At 66.0% G+C, this 21,293-nt stretch carries 21 protein-coding genes, 1 tRNA gene and 1 riboswitch; of the genes, 9 read left to right on the top strand and 13 right to left on the bottom strand.

What is annotated here, in order from left to right; genetic code table 11:
* Positions 1–166 precede the first annotated feature (166 nt).
* Genes AC6CHP_RS17000 through AC6CHP_RS16990 form a run of 3 tightly spaced genes read left to right on the top strand, consistent with a single transcriptional unit; the run spans position 167 to position 2,684 of the window.
* Complete coding sequence (locus AC6CHP_RS17000; RefSeq protein ID WP_377195597.1) at positions 167–1,198, top strand: zinc-dependent alcohol dehydrogenase; 1,032 nt, start codon at positions 167–169, stop codon at positions 1,196–1,198.
* A gap of 3 nt (positions 1,199–1,201) precedes the next feature.
* Entirely contained in the window at positions 1,202–1,600 is a 399-nt protein-coding gene (locus tag AC6CHP_RS16995) for a 6-pyruvoyl trahydropterin synthase family protein (RefSeq protein WP_498231175.1), read from the top strand.
* Positions 1,601–1,604: 4 nt separating this feature from the next.
* Positions 1,605–2,684, top strand: coding sequence for a glycosyltransferase family 4 protein (locus tag AC6CHP_RS16990; RefSeq protein WP_498231173.1), 1,080 nt, complete (start codon positions 1,605–1,607; stop codon positions 2,682–2,684).
* A 15-nt stretch (positions 2,685–2,699) separates the two neighbouring features.
* Here AC6CHP_RS16990 and tadA read toward each other — a convergent pair whose 3' ends face one another.
* Positions 2,700–3,206 carry a tRNA adenosine(34) deaminase TadA gene (tadA, locus tag AC6CHP_RS16985; protein WP_188732397.1) on the bottom strand — a complete coding sequence of 169 codons (507 nt, stop codon included), beginning with the start codon at positions 3,204–3,206 and terminating at the stop codon, positions 2,700–2,702.
* Between the two features lie 61 nt (positions 3,207–3,267).
* Between tadA and AC6CHP_RS16980 the strand changes: the two genes are divergently transcribed.
* Genes AC6CHP_RS16980 through AC6CHP_RS16970 form a run of 3 tightly spaced genes read left to right on the top strand, consistent with a single transcriptional unit; the run spans position 3,268 to position 5,248 of the window.
* On the top strand, positions 3,268–4,149 hold the full coding sequence (locus AC6CHP_RS16980; protein ID WP_498231170.1) for a phosphatase PAP2 family protein: 882 nt from the start codon (positions 3,268–3,270) through the stop codon (positions 4,147–4,149).
* Between the two features lie 12 nt (positions 4,150–4,161).
* Positions 4,162–4,797 carry a uracil phosphoribosyltransferase gene (gene upp / locus AC6CHP_RS16975; protein WP_013599856.1) on the top strand — a complete coding sequence of 212 codons (636 nt, stop codon included), beginning with the start codon at positions 4,162–4,164 and terminating at the stop codon, positions 4,795–4,797.
* Between the two features lie 46 nt (positions 4,798–4,843).
* Entirely contained in the window at positions 4,844–5,248 is a 405-nt protein-coding gene (locus AC6CHP_RS16970) for a glyoxalase superfamily protein (RefSeq protein WP_188732396.1), read from the top strand.
* On the opposite strand, the gene AC6CHP_RS16965 is transcribed toward AC6CHP_RS16970, so the two are convergent.
* The 3 genes from AC6CHP_RS16965 to AC6CHP_RS16955 all read right to left on the bottom strand — a co-directional run bounded on the left by AC6CHP_RS16965 (position 5,245) and on the right by AC6CHP_RS16955 (position 8,497).
* Entirely contained in the window at positions 5,245–5,958 is a 714-nt protein-coding gene (locus AC6CHP_RS16965) for an aggregation-promoting factor C-terminal-like domain-containing protein (protein WP_377195601.1), read from the bottom strand. The genes AC6CHP_RS16970 and AC6CHP_RS16965 overlap by 4 nt on opposite strands.
* 5 nt (positions 5,959–5,963) lie before the next feature.
* A riboswitch (cyclic di-AMP (ydaO/yuaA leader) is annotated at positions 5,964–6,126 on the bottom strand.
* 93 nt (positions 6,127–6,219) lie between these two features.
* Complete coding sequence (locus tag AC6CHP_RS16960; protein ID WP_498231167.1) at positions 6,220–7,749, bottom strand: sensor histidine kinase; 1,530 nt, start codon at positions 7,747–7,749, stop codon at positions 6,220–6,222.
* A 7-nt stretch (positions 7,750–7,756) separates the two neighbouring features.
* Positions 7,757–8,497 carry a response regulator transcription factor gene (locus AC6CHP_RS16955; RefSeq protein ID WP_498231165.1) on the bottom strand — a complete coding sequence of 247 codons (741 nt, stop codon included), beginning with the start codon at positions 8,495–8,497 and terminating at the stop codon, positions 7,757–7,759.
* 700 nt (positions 8,498–9,197) lie between these two features.
* On the opposite strand from AC6CHP_RS16955, the gene AC6CHP_RS16950 reads away from it, so the two are divergent.
* Together AC6CHP_RS16950 and AC6CHP_RS16945 are read left to right on the top strand one after the other, a co-directional pair.
* A complete protein-coding gene (locus AC6CHP_RS16950; RefSeq protein WP_104189022.1) occupies positions 9,198–10,064 on the top strand; it encodes a winged helix-turn-helix domain-containing protein in 867 nt (288 codons plus the stop codon).
* A 91-nt stretch (positions 10,065–10,155) separates the two neighbouring features.
* Positions 10,156–10,683 (top strand): SixA phosphatase family protein, encoded by a 528-nt coding sequence (locus tag AC6CHP_RS16945; protein ID WP_066273784.1) that lies wholly within the window; start codon positions 10,156–10,158, stop codon positions 10,681–10,683.
* A gap of 45 nt (positions 10,684–10,728) precedes the next feature.
* On the opposite strand, the gene AC6CHP_RS16940 is transcribed toward AC6CHP_RS16945, so the two are convergent.
* From AC6CHP_RS16940 to AC6CHP_RS16915, 6 genes are all read right to left on the bottom strand, one after another.
* Positions 10,729–11,397 carry a hypothetical protein gene (locus AC6CHP_RS16940; RefSeq protein WP_498231163.1) on the bottom strand — a complete coding sequence of 223 codons (669 nt, stop codon included), beginning with the start codon at positions 11,395–11,397 and terminating at the stop codon, positions 10,729–10,731.
* Between the two features lie 8 nt (positions 11,398–11,405).
* A complete protein-coding gene (locus tag AC6CHP_RS16935) occupies positions 11,406–12,077 on the bottom strand; it encodes a TetR/AcrR family transcriptional regulator (RefSeq protein WP_188732391.1) in 672 nt (223 codons plus the stop codon).
* Positions 12,074–14,110 carry a YhgE/Pip family protein gene (locus AC6CHP_RS16930; RefSeq protein WP_188732390.1) on the bottom strand — a complete coding sequence of 679 codons (2,037 nt, stop codon included), beginning with the start codon at positions 14,108–14,110 and terminating at the stop codon, positions 12,074–12,076. Before AC6CHP_RS16930 ends, AC6CHP_RS16935 begins: the two co-directional genes overlap by 4 nt.
* Positions 14,107–14,826, bottom strand: a complete 720-nt coding sequence (locus tag AC6CHP_RS16925) for an ABC transporter ATP-binding protein (protein WP_498231160.1) — start codon at positions 14,824–14,826, stop codon at positions 14,107–14,109. Before AC6CHP_RS16925 ends, AC6CHP_RS16930 begins: the two co-directional genes overlap by 4 nt.
* A gap of 83 nt (positions 14,827–14,909) precedes the next feature.
* Positions 14,910–16,364 (bottom strand): dihydrolipoyl dehydrogenase family protein, encoded by a 1,455-nt coding sequence (locus AC6CHP_RS16920; protein WP_498231159.1) that lies wholly within the window; start codon positions 16,362–16,364, stop codon positions 14,910–14,912.
* A 188-nt stretch (positions 16,365–16,552) separates the two neighbouring features.
* A tRNA-Arg gene (locus AC6CHP_RS16915) sits at positions 16,553–16,629 on the bottom strand.
* A 278-nt stretch (positions 16,630–16,907) separates the two neighbouring features.
* Between AC6CHP_RS16915 and AC6CHP_RS16910 the strand changes: the two genes are divergently transcribed.
* A complete protein-coding gene (locus AC6CHP_RS16910; protein WP_377195608.1) occupies positions 16,908–18,743 on the top strand; it encodes a phosphoenolpyruvate carboxykinase (GTP) in 1,836 nt (611 codons plus the stop codon).
* A 245-nt stretch (positions 18,744–18,988) separates the two neighbouring features.
* Here AC6CHP_RS16910 and AC6CHP_RS16905 read toward each other — a convergent pair whose 3' ends face one another.
* From AC6CHP_RS16905 to AC6CHP_RS16895, 3 genes are all read right to left on the bottom strand, one after another.
* Entirely contained in the window at positions 18,989–20,149 is a 1,161-nt protein-coding gene (locus tag AC6CHP_RS16905) for a globin domain-containing protein (protein ID WP_498231156.1), read from the bottom strand.
* A gap of 175 nt (positions 20,150–20,324) precedes the next feature.
* Positions 20,325–20,774, bottom strand: coding sequence for an RrF2 family transcriptional regulator (locus tag AC6CHP_RS16900; protein ID WP_498231154.1), 450 nt, complete (start codon positions 20,772–20,774; stop codon positions 20,325–20,327).
* A gap of 15 nt (positions 20,775–20,789) precedes the next feature.
* Positions 20,790–21,293 carry a hypothetical protein gene (locus AC6CHP_RS16895; protein ID WP_498231153.1) on the bottom strand — a complete coding sequence of 168 codons (504 nt, stop codon included), beginning with the start codon at positions 21,291–21,293 and terminating at the stop codon, positions 20,790–20,792.

Here is a 21,293-nt window from a genome sequence, read left to right as displayed (position 1 = left end):
GGCGGCCGAGGAAGGGCACTACGGTTCTGTTGCGAACGGGCAGTACGCTTCCCTTTCGAAAGAGCAATACGGTTCCCGATCCGGCGGCAATTGCACAGGCCTACACCCACAAGGGCGCAAGCCAACTTTCGCGGTACACGCCAGGAGGGCTAGATTCATCAGCAAGATGACTCATCAAACCAGTCCCACGCACGCAACCGCCTACTGGACCGCGGCCAAGGAACACGGCGAGCTCCGGACTGAGGACCTTCCCGCGCCCGGCCCAAGCGAAGCCCTGGTGCGTACCCTCTACTCCGGGATCAGCAAAGGCACCGAGATGGTGGTCCACGCCGGCGCAGTCCCGCCCCGGGTGGCCGAGGAGATGCGGGCTCCCCGCCAGGAGGGTGAGTTCCCGGGGCCGGTGAAATTCGGATACCTGTCCGTGGGTGTTATCGAGGAAGGGCCGGAAGGTTGGCCGGGGCAGCGCGTCTTCTGCCTCAACCCCCACCAGGACCGCTATGTGGTGCCCGTCAGTTCACTCACCAGGATCCCCGACGACGTCCCCTCCTCCCGCGCAGTGCTTACGGGAACGGTGGAAACCGCGGTCAATGCACTGTGGGAGGCCGGCCCGCGCCTGGGAGACCGGGTCGCGGTGGTGGGCGCAGGCCTTGTGGGCGGCATGGTGGCCACCCTGCTGAGGACCTTTCCCCTGGAACGCCTGCAACTGGTGGACCTTGATCCGGGACGGAAAAAACTCGCGGATACCCTGGGCGTCGACTTTGCCCATCCGGATGACGCCCTTTCCGACTGCGACATCGTGTTTCACTGCTCGGCCTCGCAGGAGGGATTGGAGCGGAGCCTGCAGCTCGCGGGTGACGAAGCGGACGTCATCGAAATGTCCTGGTACGCCAACCGCGGGGTCACCCTGCCGCTGGGGGAGGACTTCCATGCCCGGCGCCTGTCCATCAGGGCAAGCCAGGTGGGAGTGGTGGCACGGGCGCGCAGGCACCGCAGGACCAACGCCGACCGCCTGAACCTCGCCGTCTCGCTGCTGAAGGATCCGGTCTTCGACGCCTTCCTCACCGGCACGTCGCCGTTCGCCGAACTGCCGGGCGTGGTGCAGGACCTCGCTGACGGCAAGCTCGACGCCTTGTGCCACGTCATTGAGTACCCCGGCAACGAAAACGCCAAGAACCCCGCCCGAGAAGACCAGAGGTAAACCATGTTCAGCCTGACTGTCCGACGCCACTTCATGATCGCCCACAGCCTTCCGCGCAATGTTTTTGGGCCGGCCCAGGCCCTGCACGGGGCAACGTTTGTTGCGGAGGTGAGCTTCCGCCGTCAGACGCTCAACGACGACGCGATCGTGCTGGACATCGGCGCGGCCGGGACCATGATCGAGGAGGCGCTGGCAGGCCTGAACTACCGGAACCTGGACGAGCACCCCGAATTCGCGGGCAAGCTCAGCACCACGGAAGCGCTGGCGGAGTACGTTGCCACATCCGTGGCGGAAAAGCTGAAGGATGACGACGACGGCGGCCAGATCGCCGGGATCGACGTCACCCTGCGCGAGAACCCGGACGCCTGGGCCGCCTACTCGCTGGACCTTCCAGCCGCCTGATCCCATGGACCGCATCCGCTTGCTGGTTCCCGGCAACATCCACCATCATTCCGGTGGAAACATCTACAACGCGCGGCTGGTGCAGGGGCTGAAGGTCCTGGGAGTGGACGTGGAGGTGCTCCCCGTCGAAGGCTCCTGGCCCTACGCCAGTGCCCACGCCCGACGCCGGCTGGGCAGCGTCCTCGGGGCGTGGGAAACCGGACGCGACGCGGAACAACCGGGTACCGTGACCCTTGTCGACGGGCTCATTGCCATGGGCGCGCCGGATGAGCTCGAATTCGCGGCCAAGGCCGGACGAAAGACATGGGTATTGGTGCATATGCCTGCCCCGGAACATCACGAGCGTGAAGCACGGTCCCTCCGGGCTGCCACCGGCGTGGTGTGCACCAGCACCTGGGCCAGGAAAGTCCTGGAAGAACGCCACGGACTCCATGGGCTCAAGGTCGCACTCCCAGGCACCGACCCTGCGCCGTTGGCCGAGGGGTCCGCGCCGCCCCACATGGTCATAGTGGCTGCGCTCCTGCCCAATAAGGACCAGCTGCTCACGGTCTCCGCGCTGGCACTGCTTCAGGACCTTGAGTGGACAGCGTCGTTTGTCGGGTCAGACCAGGCAGACGGGGATTACGCACAAAAGGTTAAAGCCGCAGTAGAAATGCACGGCATGGACGGGCGGATCCAGTTCACCGGTGAGCTGGCCGGTGAAGCACTGGAAATCGAATGGCGTGGGGCGGACCTCAGCCTCCTGGTGTCCCGTGCCGAGGCGTTCGGCATGGTGGTCACCGAATCACTCGCCCGCGGCATCCCCGTAGTGGTGCGCGACGGTACAGGCGCCGTCGAGGCCTTGCAGCTGGGAACGGCGGGGAAGGACGACGACGGCGGCGCGCTTCCGGGAGCGAAGGTAGCCTTCCCGGCGGATGATGATCCTGCAAATCCTGCCCTGCTGGCCCAGGCACTTCGGCACTGGCTGGAAGATGCCGGGACCCGGGATGCCTGGCGGGCACGGGCGCTGGAAGCAAGAGGAGCCCTGCCGGGCTGGGAACAGCCGGCGGCCCACGTGCTGGCCGCAATCAGGGGACGACGCTGACAGCCTGGGCGTGAATCAGAGCCGCGAGCGGTGCCCGGCGAAGAACTCACGCAGCAAGGCGGCGCACTCGGCCTCGCGCACGCCCGGATACACCTCAACCCAGTGGTTCAGGCGCCTCTCGCGGAGCACATCGAACACCGACCCCGCAGCTCCTGCCTTCTCGTCCCAGGCGCCGAAGACCACCCGGGGGATTCGTGCCAGGACAATCGCTCCGGCGCACATGGCACAGGGTTCGAGGGTGACCACCAGTGTGCAGTCGGCGAGCCGCCAGCCGTCTCCGCTGCCGCCGTCGAGCAGGGAAACCTGGCGCAGTCGTTCCGCCGCCTCGCGGATGGCAACTACCTCTGCGTGGGCGGTGGGGTCTCCAAGCTCTTCCCGCTGGTTCCGCCCGGAACCCAGCACTGCGCCGTCGGGCCCAATGACCACGGCCCCGATGGGCACGTCCTCGGTGTCGAGGGCGCGATGGGCCTCGGCGAGGGCGAGGCCCATCCACGCGTGGTGTTTCTTATCTGCGGAGACCATGGCTCAATGATAGTTTCGAAGGATACCCAGAGCCCGTGACGCACATCCGCCGGGAGGCACAGTGAGCACAGTCCGAGACCGCGTGGACAAGTGGATCAAGCCGTACGCCGCCTTGTGGCTGACCATGATCATCGGCGGATCGCTGGTGATTGCCCTGGCGCTCCTGGGTGCCGAGGTCTACTCGGACGTCGTGGACGAGGAAGGCCTGGCGAGCCTTGATATTCCTGCGTTGGAATACTCGCAGTCGTTGCGGAACCCCGAGGTGGACGCCTTCGCCACGGGCTTCACCAACGTCGGCGGCGGGATCGGCATGCCCATCCTGGCGAGCATCCTCACCGCCTGGCTGACCTTCCTGAGCAGGACGTGGCGGCCCATTGTTCTGGTGGGCGGGGCAGCCCTGGTCTCCACCCTGGCCACCACCCTGGGCAAGCGGCTTGTCGGCAGGACCCGTCCGGACCACTCCGAGGCCGTCCCGCCCTTCGAGACCTCGCCGTCCTTTCCCAGCGGCCACACCCTGAACACCACCGTGGTGATAGGCGTCCTGATCTACCTCATGTGCCTGCAGTTCCAGGTGCTCTGGGCCAGGATTGCGGCCATCACGGTGGGGACGATCTTCATCGTCGCCATGGGTTTGAGCCGGGTCTTCCTGGGACACCACTGGATGACGGACGTCATGGCGGGCTGGTTCCTGGGGCTGGCGTGGGTGGGCATCGTGATCCTGGCCCACAGGCTGTTCCATGTGATGCGGCGGCGTGAACACGCAGGCCCGGCGCCCACCTTCGAACATCCGGTCCTGCGCGAGGACCACTCCGGGGACGAGGAAAGCACCACCGGTACCGCCCCGAAGGAGAACGACGGCGGTGCCCCGCCAAGGGTCGACGACGGCGCTTCCCAGTCGGGAACGGGCAGCGGGCGGCAGGGGAGCGGCCCGGCGGCCGGGTGATAGTTTTGACCCATGCGCACTCTCGTTGTGGACCACCCGCTGGTCGCCCATAAGCTCACCGTCCTGCGGGACAAGAACACTCCGTCCCCGGTTTTCCGGCAGCTGACGGAGGAGCTGGTGACCCTCCTTGCCTACGAGGCCACGCGAGAAGTCCGCACCGAGCCCGTCACCATCGAAACTCCTGTCAGCACGACCGTGGGCACCGCGTTCACCAAGCCCACCCCGCTGGTGGTCCCCATCCTTCGTGCAGGCCTGGGCATGCTGGAAGGCATGACCAAGCTGGTCCCAACCGCTGAAGTGGGCTTCCTGGGCATGGCCCGTGACGAGGAAACCCTGGACATCATCACCTACGCCGAGCGACTCCCCGAGGATCTCACCGACCGGCAGATCTTCGTGCTGGATCCCATGCTTGCCACCGGCGGAACACTGCGCGAAGCCATCAAGTTCCTGTTCAAGCGTGGCGCCTCGGATGTCACGTGCATCTGCCTGCTCGCCGCGCCGGAGGGCCTGGCCAAGCTGGAGGAAGAACTCTCCGGCGCAAACGTCACCATCGTCCTGGCATCCATCGACGAGAAGCTCAACGAGAAGTCCTACATCGTTCCGGGCCTGGGAGACGCGGGCGACCGCCTGTACGGCATCGCAGGCTAGGACTCAAGCCTTTCCCGCTTCCCGCCGCAAGGCTTAGCCTGTGCGCATGGACTGGAAACTGGAACTCGTTTTTGTGCCCGTGTCTGATGTGGACCGGGCCAAGGACTTCTACGTCAACAAGGTGGGCTTCAACGCCGATTTCGACGCGCGGCCCAGCGACTCCATCAGGTTCGTGCAGCTGACCCCGCCAGGGTCTGCCTGCTCCATCTGCATAGGGGAAGGGCTCACGGATGCGCCGCCCGGCACAGGCTCAAACCTGCAGCTCGTGGTCAATGACATCCAGGCCGCCCATGCGCAGCTGAAGGCCAACGGGGTGGACGTCAGCGATGTGGACGTGCAGGACTGGGGCCATTTTGTGTACTTCGCCGATCCTGACGGGAACCGGTGGGCGGTCCAGTACATCCCGGGCCGGGACGCGCTGGACCGCGAGGGGAAAGCTGCCTCGGTTTAGTACCAGTTGTTGGCGTAGTGGAAGTTCAGTGCTCCACACGGCGACTGGTAGCGCTCCTGGATGTAGTTCAGGCCCCAATTGATCTGCGTACGGTAATTGGTGCGGTAGTCGGCGCCCGCGCTGGCCATCTTTTCGGCAGGCAGGGACTGCACAATGCCATAGGCGCCGCTGCTCGGGTTGGTGGCCGTGGTGGTCCAGTCCGATTCCTTGGTCCACAGGGTCTGCAGGCACTGCATCTGGTCCGCGGCCCAGCCGTAGGAGGCCAGCTGGCCGGCGGCGTAAGCCTGTGCCCCTGCGGGGTCATTGACCGCGACGACGGGTGCAGGCTCCGGAGCGGGGGCAGGCGCAGGTGCGGGTTCAGGCTCCGGGGCCGGCGCGGGTGCAGGCTCGGGAGCGGGAGCAGGGGCCGGTTCGGCTGCCTGCGGGACCACGTTGATCGGCTCAGCCGCAGGAGCGGGGGCCGGGTTCGCCTGGATTTCGCTCTTTTCGATGCTCAGCTTCGACTGTGCCTCAGCCGCCTGAGTCTCCGTGGCTGCCACCTGCACTGCGGTGTCGGTAGCCTGGCCCGCGGCTCCAACACCTACAAGAAGGGCGCCGGACGCTGCGAGGATCGCAGCGCGCTGGCCGAAGGACGGAATTTTGCCTGACGTGCGCGGGACACCAGCTTCAGAGCCTGGTTTCGGGCGTGCTTTAGTAAGGAACTTAGACATGATGGATCGCCTCTCACACCTGCGGAGTTAGCTGTCGGGTTCGGATGAGGGCATCCGGCCACACGGAAAGATCACGTGCTGGCTTAACCCCAAGGGCAGTTGAGTGCCCGGGACTGTTGGGTCCCCCGCCTCTGCCTATGCTCAAGCGGAATCCGGGAAGCGGCAGAGCTTGGCGTCATCCGGATATGCGGCCCGAACGGGAACCGCACCCAATCGACGGTACAGGAGAGCAGCGCTTAAGTCACATTTTGGTAACAGGGATCACGCTGACGGCGCGCCGTCTTGCGTCTCTCCGTGCACAAGCGGGAGCTGAAGCGCGAACTGGGTGCGGCCGGGCTGTGATGTCACCGTGACCTTGCCCCCGTGGGCCTCAACAATGGATTCCACGATGGACAGCCCCAGGCCGCTGGTTCCTTCCGTGCCGGATACGCCAAGCCCGCCGGCCTTGCCTGTCCGGGCCGCGTCTGCGCGGGCGAAGCGTGCGAAGACCTGGTCCACGAAGTCCGGCGGAATGCCCCCGCCGTCGTCCGTTACCGTTACCACCGCGGCACCCTCCGGCGTCTTCCCCACCCCGGTGACCACGGTGGTCCCCGGCGGCGTGTGCTTGCGCGCGTTGGACAGCAGGTTCATCAGCACCTGCCGCAGCTGGGACGGGTCCCCTTCCACCACAACAGGCTCGTCGGGGAGCTCCAGCCGCCAGGTGTGCCCGGGCGCCATGACCTTTTCATCACTGACGCCTTCCACCACCAGCTGGTTCAGGTCCACCTCGCTGAACTTCAAAGGCTGGCCCTCATCCAGCCGCGCCAGCAGCAGCAGGTCCTCCACCAGTGCAGTCATCCGCTGGGACTGGCTTTGCACCCTGGCCAGCGACTTCTCCCCGTCAGGAGTGAAGTGTTCCGTCATCCGCATCAGTTCCGTATAGCCGCGGATGGCGGTCAGCGGCGTGCGGAGCTCATGGGAAGCGTCCGCCACGAACTGCCGGACCTTGGTTTCGCTCTTCTGCCGTGCCTGCAGCGCGTTGGCCACATTGTCCAGCATCAGGTTCAGCGCGTGGCCCACGCTGCCCACCTCCGTTGCGGGATTGGAGTTCGACGGCGGCACGCGCACCGCAAGCGCCACCTCGCCGGCATCCAGCGGCAGCTTTGAAACGCGGGTGGCAACCTCCGAGAGCTGCTCAAGGGGCTTCATGGTGCGGCGGATCAGTACGGTTCCCACCAGGCCGATCAGGAGAAGGCCGCCCAGTGAGACGAAAACGAACGTCCACACCAGGGACGCGAGCGTGCTCTCCTTGGCGGCCAGGGGGAGTCCTGTCACCAGGACGTCACCAAAGTTGGTCTGGATGGCCACCAGCCGGTAGTCGCCGGTGGACAGCGTCCTGTCCACCGGCTGCACGTTGGCTGGCAGGGCCAGCAGGACCTGTTTGTCCTCCGTGGACAAGGGGGAGCGCGTGGCATTCGAGGTGAGGAAACCGCCGCTGTTGACCTGGCCGTTGAGGATCCGGGCGTTGAGGGTTCCAACGCTCTGGCCGCGGGCGTCCAGGGGATCCCGGCCGTTAAAGCCGCCCGAGGGAGGGCGGCCGGGATCGTTGGAACGGGCTGCGGCCTGGCTTAGCTGCTCATCGAGTTGCCGGGTGAGGAACTCGTCCATCGAGGCATAGCTCGCCACGCCAACCGCCCCGCAAATGGCAACCAGCAAGGTCATGGCCAGGAGGACAAGGCGGGTCCGCAGGTGCCAGGTGCCGGGCTTCAGCCAGCTCCGGGGCTGCGGCTCCGTACTGTGCGCGGACGCCATCGCTTTCCTACTCCGCCGGCTTGATGACGTATCCGGCGCCGCGCACGGTGTGGATCATGGGCGGATGGACGGCGTCCACCTTTTTGCGCAGATAGGAAATGTAGAGTTCCACGATGTTGGCCTGGCCGCCGAAGTCGTAGTTCCAGACCCGGTCCAGGATCTGCGCTTTGCTGATGACGCGCTTCGGGTTTTCCATAAGGTAGCGGAGCAGCTCGAATTGGGTGGCTGTCAGCTGGAGCTCTTCACCCGCACGGGTCACCTCACGGGTGTCAACGTTGAGGACCAGGTCTCCCACCACCAGCTCGGCGGTGTCCATCGCGGCCACACCCGACCGCTGGACCAGGCGGTGCAGGCGGAGCAGGACCTCCTCCATGCTGAACGGCTTGGTGACGTAGTCGTCGCCGCCGGCCGCGAGGCCAACGATCCGGTCCTGGACCGCGTCCTTGGCGGTGAGGAACAAAGCGGGAACCTCGGGCGCAAAGGCACGGATCCGGCCCAGGACCTCGACGCCGTCGAAACCGGGGATCATGACGTCCAGGACAAGCACGTCAGGGCGGAAGTCCTTGGCCACTTTCACTGCCCCGGGGCCGTCGGCAGCAACCGCCACGGACCAGCCGGCCATGCGCAGCCCCATACTCATGAGCTCGGAAAGGCTAGGCTCGTCATCCACCACCAGCGCCCTGATGGGGGAGCCGTCCGGATGCGTGAGCGTGGGGAGGTTGTTTGTCATGGAGTGGGAGGTGGCCATGGAACAACTCTCCGATCAATGGTTTAAGCCCGGCTATGGCGTTCCTGTGCGCAAGCTGTGAATCCCAGCCTAGCGAGCTGGATCCGTGGAGGGTCCCAGGCGTGTCATCCCCGCGTCCGCGGCCGCCCGGACGCGGACATTCAAGCGGCGGCATATCGGGCTTCGGTAACCCCAACATCCGCTCCGCACACAATTTTTTCTGTCCAAAAGCGGGGGCGGCTGGACACGCCACCAGGGCGAAGAGCGAGATTCCGCTATCAGACGCTCTGGTGAACGAATCTACCGCTGGCCCCACTTCGATCGAACAATATTCTGTCCAGCACCAATAAGAAGGCAGAATGCCGGATAACAACCGTTATTTTTTACGGCGTCCAGAATTGTGATTTGGAGCACTATCGCGGAATCTGTCTCATTATTCGGACGATCGCGTCCATTGTTACTTGCAAGTTGCCATTGTTACGCTGCACACTTCCAATGTGAACAAGAACTCAACAGCACCTGCAGCCGCAGAATATTGGCCCAGCACATCCGCTGCTGCCGACATGCGCTGTTGTCGAATGCACGCCTGACCTTCCCACCCTCCGAAGTTCTTAGGCATTCGCCCCCAGCCCAGCGTCGGGCGCCCCTCCCCAGTTCGCATTGCGGGGATTCCCAGCATTCGGGCCGCGATGACGGCCATTCACATTGAGGTAAGCATTCCATGTCAGTTGCATCCGGATACGTCCACATTTCTGTCCGTAACGCCGCCAAGGCCGGCCAGCCCTCGGGCCTCCGCCCCGGGTTTGGACCGCGACCCGCCCTGGCTCCATCATCATCTGGAAGCAGCTTCCCCTCCCAGGGCTACGCGCCGCAGGGCTTCAACCCCAGCTCCTACGGGCAGCTCCGTGCGGTCCAGCCCGCAGAGGCGGCACCCATGACCGTCCCCACTCCCGTGGTGGCCGGTCCAAACACTGTCCGGCCCGTAGCCAACGACAACGTTGCCCGCGGCTTTGTCCTCTACATGGGCATTGACGAGGAAACGGCGGCAGCGGCCGGAACCTCCATCGCCAAGCTGGCCCAGGAGATCCGCGCCTACGCCCAGTCCCTCGTGTCCGGCGCCGAAAGCTACGCAGCAGTTGCCGTTGCCCCGGCCGGCACACCCGGTTCCGCGCTCGACGTCGTCCGTTCCACCTTCGGTGACCCCACCGTCAACGCCCGCCAGCGCACCGAGGCCCCGCGTCCGTCGCAGGCACAGGAGCCGCGTCCGTCCGGCGTCCTGATCGACCTGGCACGCCGCGAAGTCCACCTGGATGGCGAGTCGCTCAACCTGACGTTCAAGGAGTTCGAGCTCCTGAACTACCTCGTGGAGAACGGCACCCGCACCGTAGGGCGCGACGAACTCCTTGAGGGGCTGTGGCGCAACGCCGAAGAGGTGCCCAACGAGCGCACCATCGACGTCCACATCCGCCGGCTCCGCTCCAAGCTGGGCCGCCTTGCCAACACCGTGCGCACAGTCCGCGGCCAGGGGTACCGGTTCTACGAGCACCCCGAAGTTGTTGTCTGGGCCGCTCCGGAGTACTCGATCTAGCGATTACCTCCGCCGCCCCCGGGGCATGTACCTCCGCCGCCCCCGGGGCATGTGCCTCCGCGGCTCTTGGCATGTTCGCTAGGCTGGGGCCATGAGTGAGCACCATCTTCGACGGCTTGTGATCATGCGGCATGCCAAGGCCGACTGGCCGGGCGGGGTGGCTGACCACGAGCGTCCGCTGGAGGAACGGGGCCACCGCGAGGCTCCGCTTGCCGGCCGGTGGCTGCTCAAGCACAACATCGTGCCGGACTTCATCCTCTGCTCCAGTGCCCTGCGGACCAGGCAGACCTGCACGTGGGTGTGCTCAGAGCTGGGGGACAAGGCGCCCACGCCCAAGCTTGAGGACGGGCTGTACGCTGCGTCGGCGCTCCGGATGCTGACGGTCATCAACCATGTTCCGGATACAGTCACCACGCTGATGCTGATCTCACACCTGCCCGGGGTGCAGGACCTTGCCATGCACCTGGCCTCGCGCGACTCAGACCACGACGCCTACATGGACGCCGCCACCAGATACCCCACCAACGCCCTCACAGTCCTTGAGACTGAAAAGTCATGGGCGGAGCTGGACGGGCAGGACGCGCGCATCACCAGGTTCAAGGTCCCCCGCGCGCATTAACTCGCCCATCAACTAAAGCTCCAGCGGCGACCCTGCCGCCTGGGGTCAGCGCCGGGGCGCGGGCTTCGCGCCCGTTGCCGACGACGGATTCCTGGCTGGAGAGGCCGACGACGACGGTCGCCTGGCAGGGACGGAAGGCACCCGCGCGGGTGCGCGGAGGCCCCCTTCGCCCTGGATGCCTGTGCCTCCACCGCCTGCGCGCGCTGCCGGCCTGCGCTGGGCCGGACCCTTGGCAGCCGGGCGGGCCGCCGTCGTCGTGCGTCTGTTCCCCGCTGCGCCCCTTCGTGGCCTGCCCTGCCCTTGCCTGCTTTTGCTGGCCGCTGTGCGCAGCCGGTGCCCCCGCGGCCAGGCCGCACCGAGGAACAGGACACAGAGCGTTGCCAGGGCTGCAGCGGCAGCGCCGAAGAAGTAGTTGTCCGGGTCGCCGGTGGGGAGCGGTGTGCCGAAGACCGAGGGCTCGCCGGCAAAGGCCAGCTCCCACGTGCTGACAAACGCGAGGGAGAAAGCCACTGTAAAGCTGGTTCCGGCGCCCGCAGCCAGCAGGGCAAAGCGGCGTCCCCGGTTCAGGATTTCGATAATGCACGCCAGGCACGCCAGCGCCAGGACACCGAGGAACGCCACGAACACCGGCTCGGCGAGCGTCATTCCGGTCAGCACCAGCAGGCCGGCCGCAACAATGCCCGCAATGACCGCGAACTTTCCGCTTTTCCCCATACGCTCCATCATCCCCGAGGACCGGGTTGCTGCAGCACGTAGCCGCGCATGATGGCCATGATTGCCGCAACGCTTTGGTCACGGGTGCGCTCAGGGTGGTACGTCTGGCGGTCGAGACCCACGACAAAGCAGGCACCGAAGATTGCGGTCTCGAGGCTGCCCCGCGAAACGGTGCTGTCCACGGGGTAGGCCTGAGCCACCCTTTCCACTGCCTCCCCAATCACTGCCAGCAGCTCGCCCCGCAGGACAGCGAACGTGCCCTGCCACTCACTGGGCGTACGCCAGTTCTCGCTGACCCAGAGCCGGGCGAAGGACGGGTATTCGGACATGAAGTCCAGGGCCTGTCCGATCATTGCCTCCATCGCGAGCAGGGGGTCCCCGGACACGGCGGTGGCTGCCCCCTGGGCCGCGGCCTCCTGGCCCGGTGCATCCTGGAGGCGTGCCTTCAGGATGTCCACTCCGTGGCGGAGCAGCTGCGCAATGAGCTCCGATTTGCTGCCGAAGTTGTAGTAGACGGTCCCCTTGGAGACGCCCGCGGCAGCTGCGATCTCATCAACGGTGACCCCCGCTGCGCCCCGCTCGCCGATGAGCTCCATGGAGGCGTCGAAGAGTTTCTGTCGGGTGGCGGTGGTCCTGGCGGGTCGAAGGGTCTTCACTGGTCCCGGCGATCCGGTGTTCATACCGCGATCTCGGGCTTCAGCGTCTTCAGTGTCCAGTACTTGTTCCTGCGCACGGCCAGCGTGGACATGGCCACGCCCAGGGCGGTGTAGCCCGCCAGGCCCAAAACGGTGGGGGCGATCATGGACAGGTCAGCACCATAAATGAGGTGTCTCATGCCGGTCACCACGTAGCCCATGGGGAGGATTTCATGCACTGCGTGGAGCGGCTGCGGCGTGGTCTGCCAGGGGAACGTGCCGCCCGAGGACACCAGTTGCAGGACCAGCAGAATGAGCACCACGAGTTTGCCTGGCGACCCAAGCAGCGCAACAACGCCCTGGATGATCGCACTGAACGCCATGGCCGCCGCAAGCATGAACAGCCACATCAGCACAGGATGCGCGGGATCGAGTCCCAGGGCGAGGTTTACCACGAGGGTGAGGAGGCTTGCCTGCACCACCGAAACCGCCAGGAACGGCAGCCAGCCGCCAACGGCGATCTTCCAGGACGGGGCATTGGAGGCCAACGCCCGCTGGGTAATGGGACGCATGGCCTGGACCAGCATGAAGATGCCGATCCACAAGGCGAGGGTGAGGAAGAACGGCGCCAGCCCGGCACCGTAGGACTCTGCCTTGGCCTGCGAGACGTTGCTGACCGCAACGGGGTCGGCCATGACGCGGGACAGGTTGCTCTTCTGGGCATCATCCGGGTTGGGCACCTGCCCGGCGCCCTTGCCGATCTCATCCGCCAGGGTCCGCGAACCGTCCGCCGCCGTGACGGTGCCGTCCGCCAGCCGGGCCGCACCGTCGTCCACCTTGCGGGCTCCCTCGGCCAGCCGGCCTGCGCCGTCGAGGGCCGCCTGCTGGCCGGTGGCCAGCGCGGCCGCCCCGGTGTGGAGCTGGTCGGCACCGGAGGAAGCCTGGGAAACGGCGTCCCTCAGGGCGGGCGTGCCCGCAGCAAGCTGGGCAGCGCCGGTACTCACGGCTTCGGCGCCGGAGGCCAGCTGCTGGATCTGTGCCGCATCTGCCTGGATCTTCGTCCTGGCGGCTGCCACCGGACTCGAACCGGCCGCGGCGTCAAGATCCGCCACGATCCTGTCCGCCTGCTCCTGGGTCAGGACGCCTTCTGCGACGAGCCTGCTGTTCGATCCCACCACCCGTTCCAGGAGCCCCTGGTCAGCGGCATCCAGCTGGGCTGCGACATCCTGCACTTTGGTGTTCAGCTGCGCGTTTCCGGCAGCCACCTGTGCAGCCCCCGCAGCGAGCGTCCGGGAGTCCGTGGGCAGCGTGGCCGTCTTGTCCTTAAGCGTGGACAGGCCGCTGCTGAGCTGGCCCGCGCCGTCGGTCAGCTGGCTCGCTCCATCCCGGAGTTTAACCTGGCCCGCGTACAGCTCCCCGGCTCCGCTGCTCAGGGCTGAGGTGCCGTCGTGGAGGGTGGCAGCCCCGTCGCGTAGCTCAGCAACGCCGTCGGCCAGGTGGCTGGTGCCGTCCGCTGCCTTGACCATCTGCGAGTGGATGGTCCCGAAACCCGTCAGCAGCTGGTTTGCGGTTTCCTCGCCCACCTCGGTGGCCACCGTGCTGTGCACTGCGGTGGTGAGCTTATCCACGATGGTGCTCAGCAGGTAGTTGTTGGCATCGTTGGTGGTGACGTTGAGCATGGCCTGGCTGGCGGAATCAAAGCTGCCAGGGGATACCAGGTTCGCCGAAAAGTCCTGGGGTATTTTCAGGGCGAAGGCGTAGTCCCCGCTGCTGACCCCCTGGTCCGCCTCCTGCGTGGTAGCCACCGGGACCCAGTGGAAAACATTGCCGTCCGCCAGGCTCTCGGCCACCTTTGCCCCGGCTTCAAGGCGTGTGCCGTCGCTGGTTGTGGCACCTGCGTCCTCCACCACCAGGGCTGCATCGAGGTTGTCCAGGTTGCCGTACGGGTCCCAGTTTGCGTACAGGTACACCGCCCCGTAGAGCAGCGGGACCATGGTCAGCGCAAGGATTGTGAGTTTGGGCATCAGCCCGGCGGTCATGCGCTTAAGTTCGGAGCGGGCCAGCCGCAGTACCGTCACGTGGCAACCTCGGTTTCGAGTTCAGTAGTTTTGGCGGCATCCTGTTCCCCGCCATCCCCCCGAGTGGGGGCTTCACGCGTGGGGGATTCAAGGGGGACCGCGTTGCCAATAGCGGCGGCGGGTCCGTCCCACGAGGGCGGGAGGGCGGCAACGGTGGCGACGACGGCCAGCGGCCGTCCGGCGTCGGACGCCAGGCGCTGCAGCCTCGGCAGCCATTTAGCGGCGTCGGCGGTGTGCCGGTCAGGGGAGTCGACCACCAGCAGGTCCGTGTGCGGGTTCGCCAAGGCCAGCGCAGTCAGGAGTTCCATCCGCCTGTCAGGGTCCAGTTGTTCCGTCCACAGGTCCGCGATGTCCTCGAAACTGTTCACCTTCAGCCAGGGGCCGCTCACCAGGGCGCCCCGGTAGCGGCGCGGGATCAGGGCCAGGTCCTCGGTAACCAGGTCGCGCACGCTGAGGTGCTGTTCGGGCTCGTTGACGCCGGGGGAGTCCACCAGGGCGCTCGCCAGCCGGCGCGCTTTCAGCCGCTCGCTGCCGTCCCAGCTGATGAACCCCTCGGACGGCTTCATTCTCCCGCTGAGGAGCAGGGCGAGCGCCGTCCGGTGGTCCTGCCGCCCGCCGGTCACCAGCAGGAGTTCGCCGCGCCGGACGTGGAGCGAAGTTGCCGGCAGGAGGGGATCCCTGCGGCCATGGGCAGAGAGCCGTTGTGCTGAGAGCAAGATTGGCCTTTCGCGGAATGCATCTGCTCCCAGCCTAACTAAACTGACCGGTCAGTTCAAATAGAGGCCCAGCGGGCCGTCCTTCAGAGACCGTACTTCTCAAGAAGGCGCAGCCACACCTCACTGATGGTCGGGTAGGAGGGCACCGCATGCCATAGGCGGTTCAATGGCACCTCGCCCACCACAGCGATGGTTGCGGCGTGCAGGAGCTCGGACACATCCGGCCCGGCGAACGTAGCCCCCAGGAGCACCTGCCGGTCCTCGTCAACAACCAGTTGGGCCCAGCCCTCGTAGTTCTCCGAATGCAGTGAGGACCCCGCCACCTGGATGGGAAGCTCCACTGAGGAGGCGTTGAAGCCGTCCTGGCGGGCGGCCTCCACCGTGCGGCCCACAGTAGCCAGTTCAGGATCGGTGAACACTACATTCGGTACCGCGTGCTGGTTGGCTGTCTGGGAGTACCGGCTCCAGTCCTCCGGTGCGCCGTTCAGTTCACCCTTGGCGCGGGCTGCGATGGCGTCGCCCGTGGCCCGTGCCTCGTACTTTCCCTGGTGCGTCAGAAGGTTCTTGCCGGCGGCGTCACCCACCGCATACAGCCAGGGCCCGTCGCCGGGTACGCCCTGCACCAGGCCGGAATTGTCCGTGCTGATGGCCAGCCGGCCGCTGTCATCCGGTTCGACGCCGATACTCTCCAGGCCCAGGCCCTCCAGCGCGGGGTGCCGGCCAGTGGATACGAGAACCTTGTCCGCCGTGACGGTGGTCCCGTCGCCCAGCCGCAGGCTGAACGTGCCGTCGTCGTTGGTGCTGATGCTTTGGGTCTCGGTGTGAAGGTGGAGTTCCACACCATCCGCGCGGAGGCCCGCGGCCACAAGGCTGGCGGCCTCCTCCGGGTACTTGCCCAGCAATCTGCTGCGCGTAACGAGCGTCACCGCAGATCCGAGGCGGGCGAATGCCTGGGCAAGCTCGGTCCCGGCAACGCCGCCGCCCAGGACCGCCAGCCGCTCGGGTACCTCGCTTGCGGACGTAGCCTCCCGCGTTCCCCAGACCTGCACGTCCTCGAGCCCCTCAACGGGAGGAGTATTGGGCATGGAGCCGGTGGCCAGCGCCACTGCGTGGCGGGCGCGCAGCCGGTGCGAGGTTCCGTCCAGGCCCGCGACCTGGACGCTCTGAGGGGCGGTGAGCCAGGCGTGGCCCCTGATGAGGTCGATCCCGGAATCCTTGACCCAGGCGACCTGGCTGTCATCCTGCCAGTTTGACGTGAAGTAGTCCCTGCGCTTGAGGACGGCTGCAGCGTCAAGCGTCCGCGTGACAGCTTCCTTGGCGCCCGGCGTTGTCTGGGCCGCATGCAGTGCAGTCCCGGGCCGAAGCAGCGCCTTGGACGGCATGCACGCCCAGTAGGAGCACTCTCCGCCCACCAGTTCCGCTTCCACCAGCACCACCGAGAGGCCGCCTTGCGCCACGCGGTCCGCAACGTTTTCTCCCACGGCGCCGGCGCCGATAACAACAACGTCAAATTCCTGCTCAACAGGCTCGGGCATCATGGGGAAAGCCTACGCCCGGGGGCGGGGGGTGTTCCGTGTCCGCCGTGTAAGAAACGCGGATATCCGGACTGCCCGCCCGTCGCGCTGCCCAACGTACGTCGCGCCGCCCACCGTAAGTTGCGCTGCTTGACGTACGCAGCGCTGCTTAACGCAAAAGGTCCGCCCCGGCGAACCGGAGCGGACCTGATTGGTGCGCCCAAAGGGATTCGAACCCCTGACCTTCTGTTCCGTAGACAGACGCTCTATCCAGCTGAGCTATGGGCGCATCTCGTGTTCCTGGAGAAGAACCGCTCTCCCTGAACCTCGAATTACTTTACGCGAGGGGTGGCTGCCATGACAAATCGGGAGGCATGTAATCTCCGCAACTAGACCGGTATAGGTGACCTTCGTCACTTAAATCCAAATTTTGACATCGAAATTCCTTGATTTCCCGCGGAATTCCATTTTTGTGGCCTCAAAAGATCAGCCTACGTCCCAAAAACGGCAGTGGTCCGGACCATAGCATTTAGCTCACACCGATGTACCCCAAGAAAGGGAACCGAAATGGGCGATCTGGCGCAGAAGCCGTTGCTTGAGAAAGCACCCACCACACATGCCGGCCTGCTGGCGTGGGTCGAAGAGGTTGCAGAGCTAACGCAGCCGGACCGCATCTACTGGGTGGACGGGTCCGAAGAGGAAAACACCCGGCTGACTGACGAGCTCGTGGCAGCAGGGACACTGACCCGGCTGAACCCGGAACTGTTCCCCAACTCTTTTGCGGCCTTCTCCGATCCCGCCGATGTGGCCCGCGTTGAAGAGCAGACCTTCATCTGCTCGGAGAACAAGCGCGACGCCGGGTTCACCAACAACTGGATGGCGCCCGCCGAAATGAAGGAAAAGCTGCGCGGCCTGTTCTCCGGGTCCATGCGCGGCCGGACCATGTACGTCATCCCGTTCGTTATGGGCCACCTGGACGCCGAGGATCCCAAGTACGGCGTGGAGATCACGGACAGCGCCTACGTTGTGGCCTCCATGCGGATCATGGCCAACATCGGCACCGCCGTTCTGGAAAAGATGACCGAGACCAACGCGTTCTTCGTCCCCGCGCTGCACTCTTTGGGTGCGCCGCTCGAAGCCGGCCAGGCGGATGTTTCGTGGCCGTGCAACCCGGACAAGTGGATTGTCCATTTCCCCGAGGAGCGCTCCATCTGGTCCTTCGGCTCCGGTTACGGCGGCAACGCCCTGCTGGGCAAGAAGTGCTACGCCCTGCGCATCGCCTCGGTCATGGCCCGCGACGAAGGCTGGCTGGCCGAGCACATGCTCATCCTCAAGCTGACCTCGCCGGAGAAGAAGAAGTACTACATCTCCGCTGCCTTCCCGTCAGCCTGCGGCAAGACCAACCTGGCCCTGCTGGATCCCACCATTAAGGGCTGGGAGGTCGAGACCCTCGGTGACGACATCACCTGGATGCGGATCGGCAAGGAAGGCGAACTGCGTGCCACCAACCCGGAGGCCGGCCTGTTCGGCGTGGCCCCCGGCACCGGCTGGGGCACCAACCCGAACGCCATGCGTGCCATCGCCAAGGGCCACAGCATCTTCACCAACGTGGCACTGACCGACGACGGCGGCGTGTGGTGGGAGGGCATGACGGACGAGGTGCCCGCGCACCTGACCGACTGGCAGGGCAACTCCTGGACTCCCGACTCCGACAAGCCGGCAGCCCACCCGAACTCCCGGTTCTGCACCCCGATCTCGCAGATCGATATGCTGGCCGAGGAATACTACAGCCCCGAGGGTGTGGAGCTCTCCGCCATCCTCTTCGGCGGCCGCCGCAAGACCACGGTTCCGCTGGTAACCCAGGCCCGCAGCTGGACCAACGGCATCTTCATGGGTTCCACGCTCTCCTCGGAGACCACGGCTGCCGCTGCAGGTCAGGTTGGCGTGCTCCGGCGCGACCCCATGGCCATGCTGCCGTTCATCGGCTACGACGCGGGTGACTACCTGAAGCACTGGATCAGCGTTTCGGGCAAGGCCAACCCGGAGCGGCTGCCGCACATCTTCCTGGTGAACTGGTTCCGCCGCACGGCCGACGGCGGCTTCGCCTGGCCGGGCTTCGGTGACAACGCACGCGTCCTGAAGTGGGCCATCGAGCGCATCGAGGGCAAGGCTGACGCCATCGAGACCCCCATCGGCTTCGTGCCGGCGGGACACTCGCTGGACCTCACCGGCCTGGACCTCACCCACGCCCACGTGGAAGACGCCGTCCGCGTCGACCGCGAGGAATGGGATGCCGAGCTGGCCTCCATCGAGGAATGGTACGCAAAGTTCGGCGATTCACTCCCGGAGGCCCTGCGCTCCGAGCTTGACGCCCTCAAGGAGCGGATGGCTGACCACAGCTGATCCCCGGGGGACAAGCAGTACGACGGCGGCGCCGCACCTTTCGAGAAAAGGTGCGGCGCCGCCGTCGTTTCCCCATCGAGTGCTCCCCACCGGCACCCTAACCTCGCAAGCTCGGCCAGGGAACCCTCCCCGCTACCTCCCCAGTCTCGCAAGCTCGATTGGGGCCCCTCGGTAGCGTGGGCCCAGGCGTGGGCCCACGTACTTGTCGTTTTCAACCTTCAAAACGACAAGGACGGAGCAATGGATCAGCTGGCCAGCCAGATGTCCGGGCCAAAGACCTCGTAGTGGATCCGCGTGGCCGGGATGCCCGCGTTGATGGCCTCGTTGCGGATGTTCTTCATGAACGGCAGCGGGCCGCACAGGTACAGTGACGCGTCGGCGGGAAGGTCCACCTCACGCAGGGACATGAATCCTTCCCTTGCGCCCGCCACCGGCTGCTCGAGCCACAGCTGCAGCTCGGCACCATCGAGGCGTTCGACGTCGTCCGTCATCTGGCTGCGCAGTGCCCAGCTGTCCAGGGTGCTTTCCGCGTGGAGCACCAGCACCTGCCGCTCGGATCCGGCCTCCGCGAGTGAACGAAGGATGGATGCGGTAGGGGTGCAGCCAATCCCTGCGGACGCCAGGACCACCGGGCCGTGGCCGTCCTTGAGGGTGATCTCACCGTAGGGGTTGGAGATCTCCAGGACGTCGCCCACCTGAACGCTGTTGTGGAGCACGGGGGAGACCTCGCCGCCGTCGTCGAGCTTGGTGGTGAAGCTGCGGCTGGCGCCGGCCTCGCCGGACAGGGAGTACTGGCGGACCTGGCGGAGGCCGTCCGGCAGGGTTACCTTGACGCTGATGTACTGCCCGGCCAGCGCGTCGGTGACGGGCGTGTCATCCGCCGGCTCGAGGGTGAAGGTCATGGAGCCCGCACCGGCGGGGGCCTTGGCTGCCACCCGCCACGGCATCCACATCCTGTCATTGGACTGCGCGGCGTAGAGGCCCTTCTCGAGCTTGATCAGGGCGTCGGCCATCAGCCAGTACACCTCGGTCCAGGCCTCGGCGATCTCCGGTGTGATGACCTCGGCCAGGTCATCGGCGATGGCAGCGAACAGGTGCTCGTAGACCACCTGGTACTGCGGCTCAGTGATTCCCAGGGAGGCGTGCCGGTGGGCGATGCGGGACAGGACGGTCTCGGGAAGGGTGCCCGGGTTGTTCACAAGGTGGGTGGCGAAGGCGGCGATGCTGCCCGCCAGCGCCTGCTGCTGGTTGCCGGAGCGCTGGTTGGAGCGGCTGAAGAGGCCGTCCAGGAGTTCGGGGTGGGCGGCGAAGAGGCGGGCGTAGAACTTGGGCGTGATGGCGCCGATCCGTGAACCCACCAGGGGCAGGGTTGCTTCAATGACGGGGCGGGATTTTTCCGAGAGCATGGGAACTCCTGAGGGTAGTGACCGGGGCCTTCGTCCGGCCTTCGCGAATACCTGTATTAGAAATGCAAGTTTTCTTACCCAAGTTCTACAGCTTGTAGAAATTTGACGCAAATCGGGTGGTAACAGAGTCTTCGGAAGGGGTGCCGCAGGGCAGCTCGCGCAGATGCAGCGGGTTTCAGAGCCCCGGGCGCAGTCCGATCATGTCAAACACCGGGGCCATCTGGCGGGAACCCGGGAGGTCCGCTATCACCACGGAATCGAGTTCCCGGTAAAAGGCTTCGCGGGCCCGTGCCAGCGCGGCGCGGAGCCTGCATTCGTTGATCAGCGGGCAGTTGCCGCCGGGGGCAACGCATTCCGCTGCGTCGGTCCGGGTGTCGAGCTGGCGCAGGACCTGCCCGACGGTGGCAACGCGGCCGGCGTGGCTGAGCCGGGAGCCGCCTGTCCGGCCGCGGACCACCTCGATCAGTCCCAGGCTGCGGAGCTTCGTCATCGCTTTGCTGACGTGGTTGTAGGGGGTACCCACCGAGTCGGCAATGTTTTGTGTTGTCAGCAACGCGCCACTTGGAGCCGCCGCAAGCACCATCAAGGCCCGGAGGCTCACGTCGGCGAAGGCGCTAATCTTCATGGGGGTGTCGCCGGTCTAGTCCACCCAGATGGCTGGCTCGCTGGCGTCGGCGGCCAGTTCGCCGAATTCCCACGTCTGCGTCCCGGCGTTGGCCGCGTAGGGCAACACGGCTGCGAAAACAGATCCGTCGCGGTGCTCAGCTGCCACGTGGATGGCGTCGGAGTCCTCCTCAACCAGCAGGATGTCGCACACGATGGCGGCAGCCCGGAAGTCTTCGCGGTTCTGCTGCAGCAGGGCGGTGAGGTCGCCGATCATGGCCTCGGCGTCGAAATCCCCGTCCGAACCTTCGCCGGCATCTGCCGGGGAGACCGCCACCAGCCGCACCTCGCCGTCGTTCTGTACGGTCAGCGCGAAGGGGAGGAAGCCGCCGTTGCGCTGGAGTTGTTCCTGGGCGGCGCTGACGCCCGTCCCCAGGAGGTTCTCCAGGTCCGTGGCCGTGCCCTCGGGTACTGAGTCCCGCCAGGAGTCCTGGTGGCCGGAACTCTGTTCCTGGGTTGCGGGCCCCGTGCTTTCCGTCAT

The sequence above is a fragment of the Pseudarthrobacter sp. GQ63 genome, assembly GCF_059758765.1.
The sequence above is the reverse complement of the archived record's forward strand: the minus strand, read 5'-3'. Positions and strand labels throughout refer to the sequence as shown.

What these genes read in the sequence shown, in the direction of transcription:
- AC6CHP_RS16965 (WP_377195601.1), bottom strand. Translation starts at nt 5,958, where the DNA reads ATGTCTAAGTTCCTTACTAAAGCACGCCCGAAACCAGGCTCTGAAGCT.
- AC6CHP_RS16935 (WP_188732391.1), bottom strand. Translation starts at nt 12,077, where the DNA reads ATGAACACCGGATCGCCGGGACCAGTGAAGACCCTTCGACCCGCCAGG.
- AC6CHP_RS16995 (WP_498231175.1), top strand. Translation starts at nt 1,202, where the DNA reads ATGTTCAGCCTGACTGTCCGACGCCACTTCATGATCGCCCACAGCCTT.
- AC6CHP_RS16960 (WP_498231167.1), bottom strand. Translation starts at nt 7,749, where the DNA reads ATGGCGTCCGCGCACAGTACGGAGCCGCAGCCCCGGAGCTGGCTGAAG.
- upp (WP_013599856.1), top strand. Translation starts at nt 4,162, where the DNA reads ATGCGCACTCTCGTTGTGGACCACCCGCTGGTCGCCCATAAGCTCACC.
- AC6CHP_RS16940 (WP_498231163.1), bottom strand. Translation starts at nt 11,397, where the DNA reads ATGGGGAAAAGCGGAAAGTTCGCGGTCATTGCGGGCATTGTTGCGGCC.
- AC6CHP_RS16950 (WP_104189022.1), top strand. Translation starts at nt 9,198, where the DNA reads ATGTCAGTTGCATCCGGATACGTCCACATTTCTGTCCGTAACGCCGCC.
- AC6CHP_RS16990 (WP_498231173.1), top strand. Translation starts at nt 1,605, where the DNA reads ATGGACCGCATCCGCTTGCTGGTTCCCGGCAACATCCACCATCATTCC.
- tadA (WP_188732397.1), bottom strand. Translation starts at nt 3,206, where the DNA reads ATGGTCTCCGCAGATAAGAAACACCACGCGTGGATGGGCCTCGCCCTC.
- AC6CHP_RS17000 (WP_377195597.1), top strand. Translation starts at nt 167, where the DNA reads ATGACTCATCAAACCAGTCCCACGCACGCAACCGCCTACTGGACCGCG.
- AC6CHP_RS16945 (WP_066273784.1), top strand. Translation starts at nt 10,156, where the DNA reads ATGAGTGAGCACCATCTTCGACGGCTTGTGATCATGCGGCATGCCAAG.
- AC6CHP_RS16905 (WP_498231156.1), bottom strand. Translation starts at nt 20,149, where the DNA reads ATGCTCTCGGAAAAATCCCGCCCCGTCATTGAAGCAACCCTGCCCCTG.
- AC6CHP_RS16955 (WP_498231165.1), bottom strand. Translation starts at nt 8,497, where the DNA reads ATGGCCACCTCCCACTCCATGACAAACAACCTCCCCACGCTCACGCAT.
- AC6CHP_RS16970 (WP_188732396.1), top strand. Translation starts at nt 4,844, where the DNA reads ATGGACTGGAAACTGGAACTCGTTTTTGTGCCCGTGTCTGATGTGGAC.
- AC6CHP_RS16910 (WP_377195608.1), top strand. Translation starts at nt 16,908, where the DNA reads ATGGGCGATCTGGCGCAGAAGCCGTTGCTTGAGAAAGCACCCACCACA.
- AC6CHP_RS16920 (WP_498231159.1), bottom strand. Translation starts at nt 16,364, where the DNA reads ATGATGCCCGAGCCTGTTGAGCAGGAATTTGACGTTGTTGTTATCGGC.
- AC6CHP_RS16900 (WP_498231154.1), bottom strand. Translation starts at nt 20,774, where the DNA reads ATGAAGATTAGCGCCTTCGCCGACGTGAGCCTCCGGGCCTTGATGGTG.
- AC6CHP_RS16895 (WP_498231153.1), bottom strand. Translation starts at nt 21,293, where the DNA reads ATGACGGAAAGCACGGGGCCCGCAACCCAGGAACAGAGTTCCGGCCAC.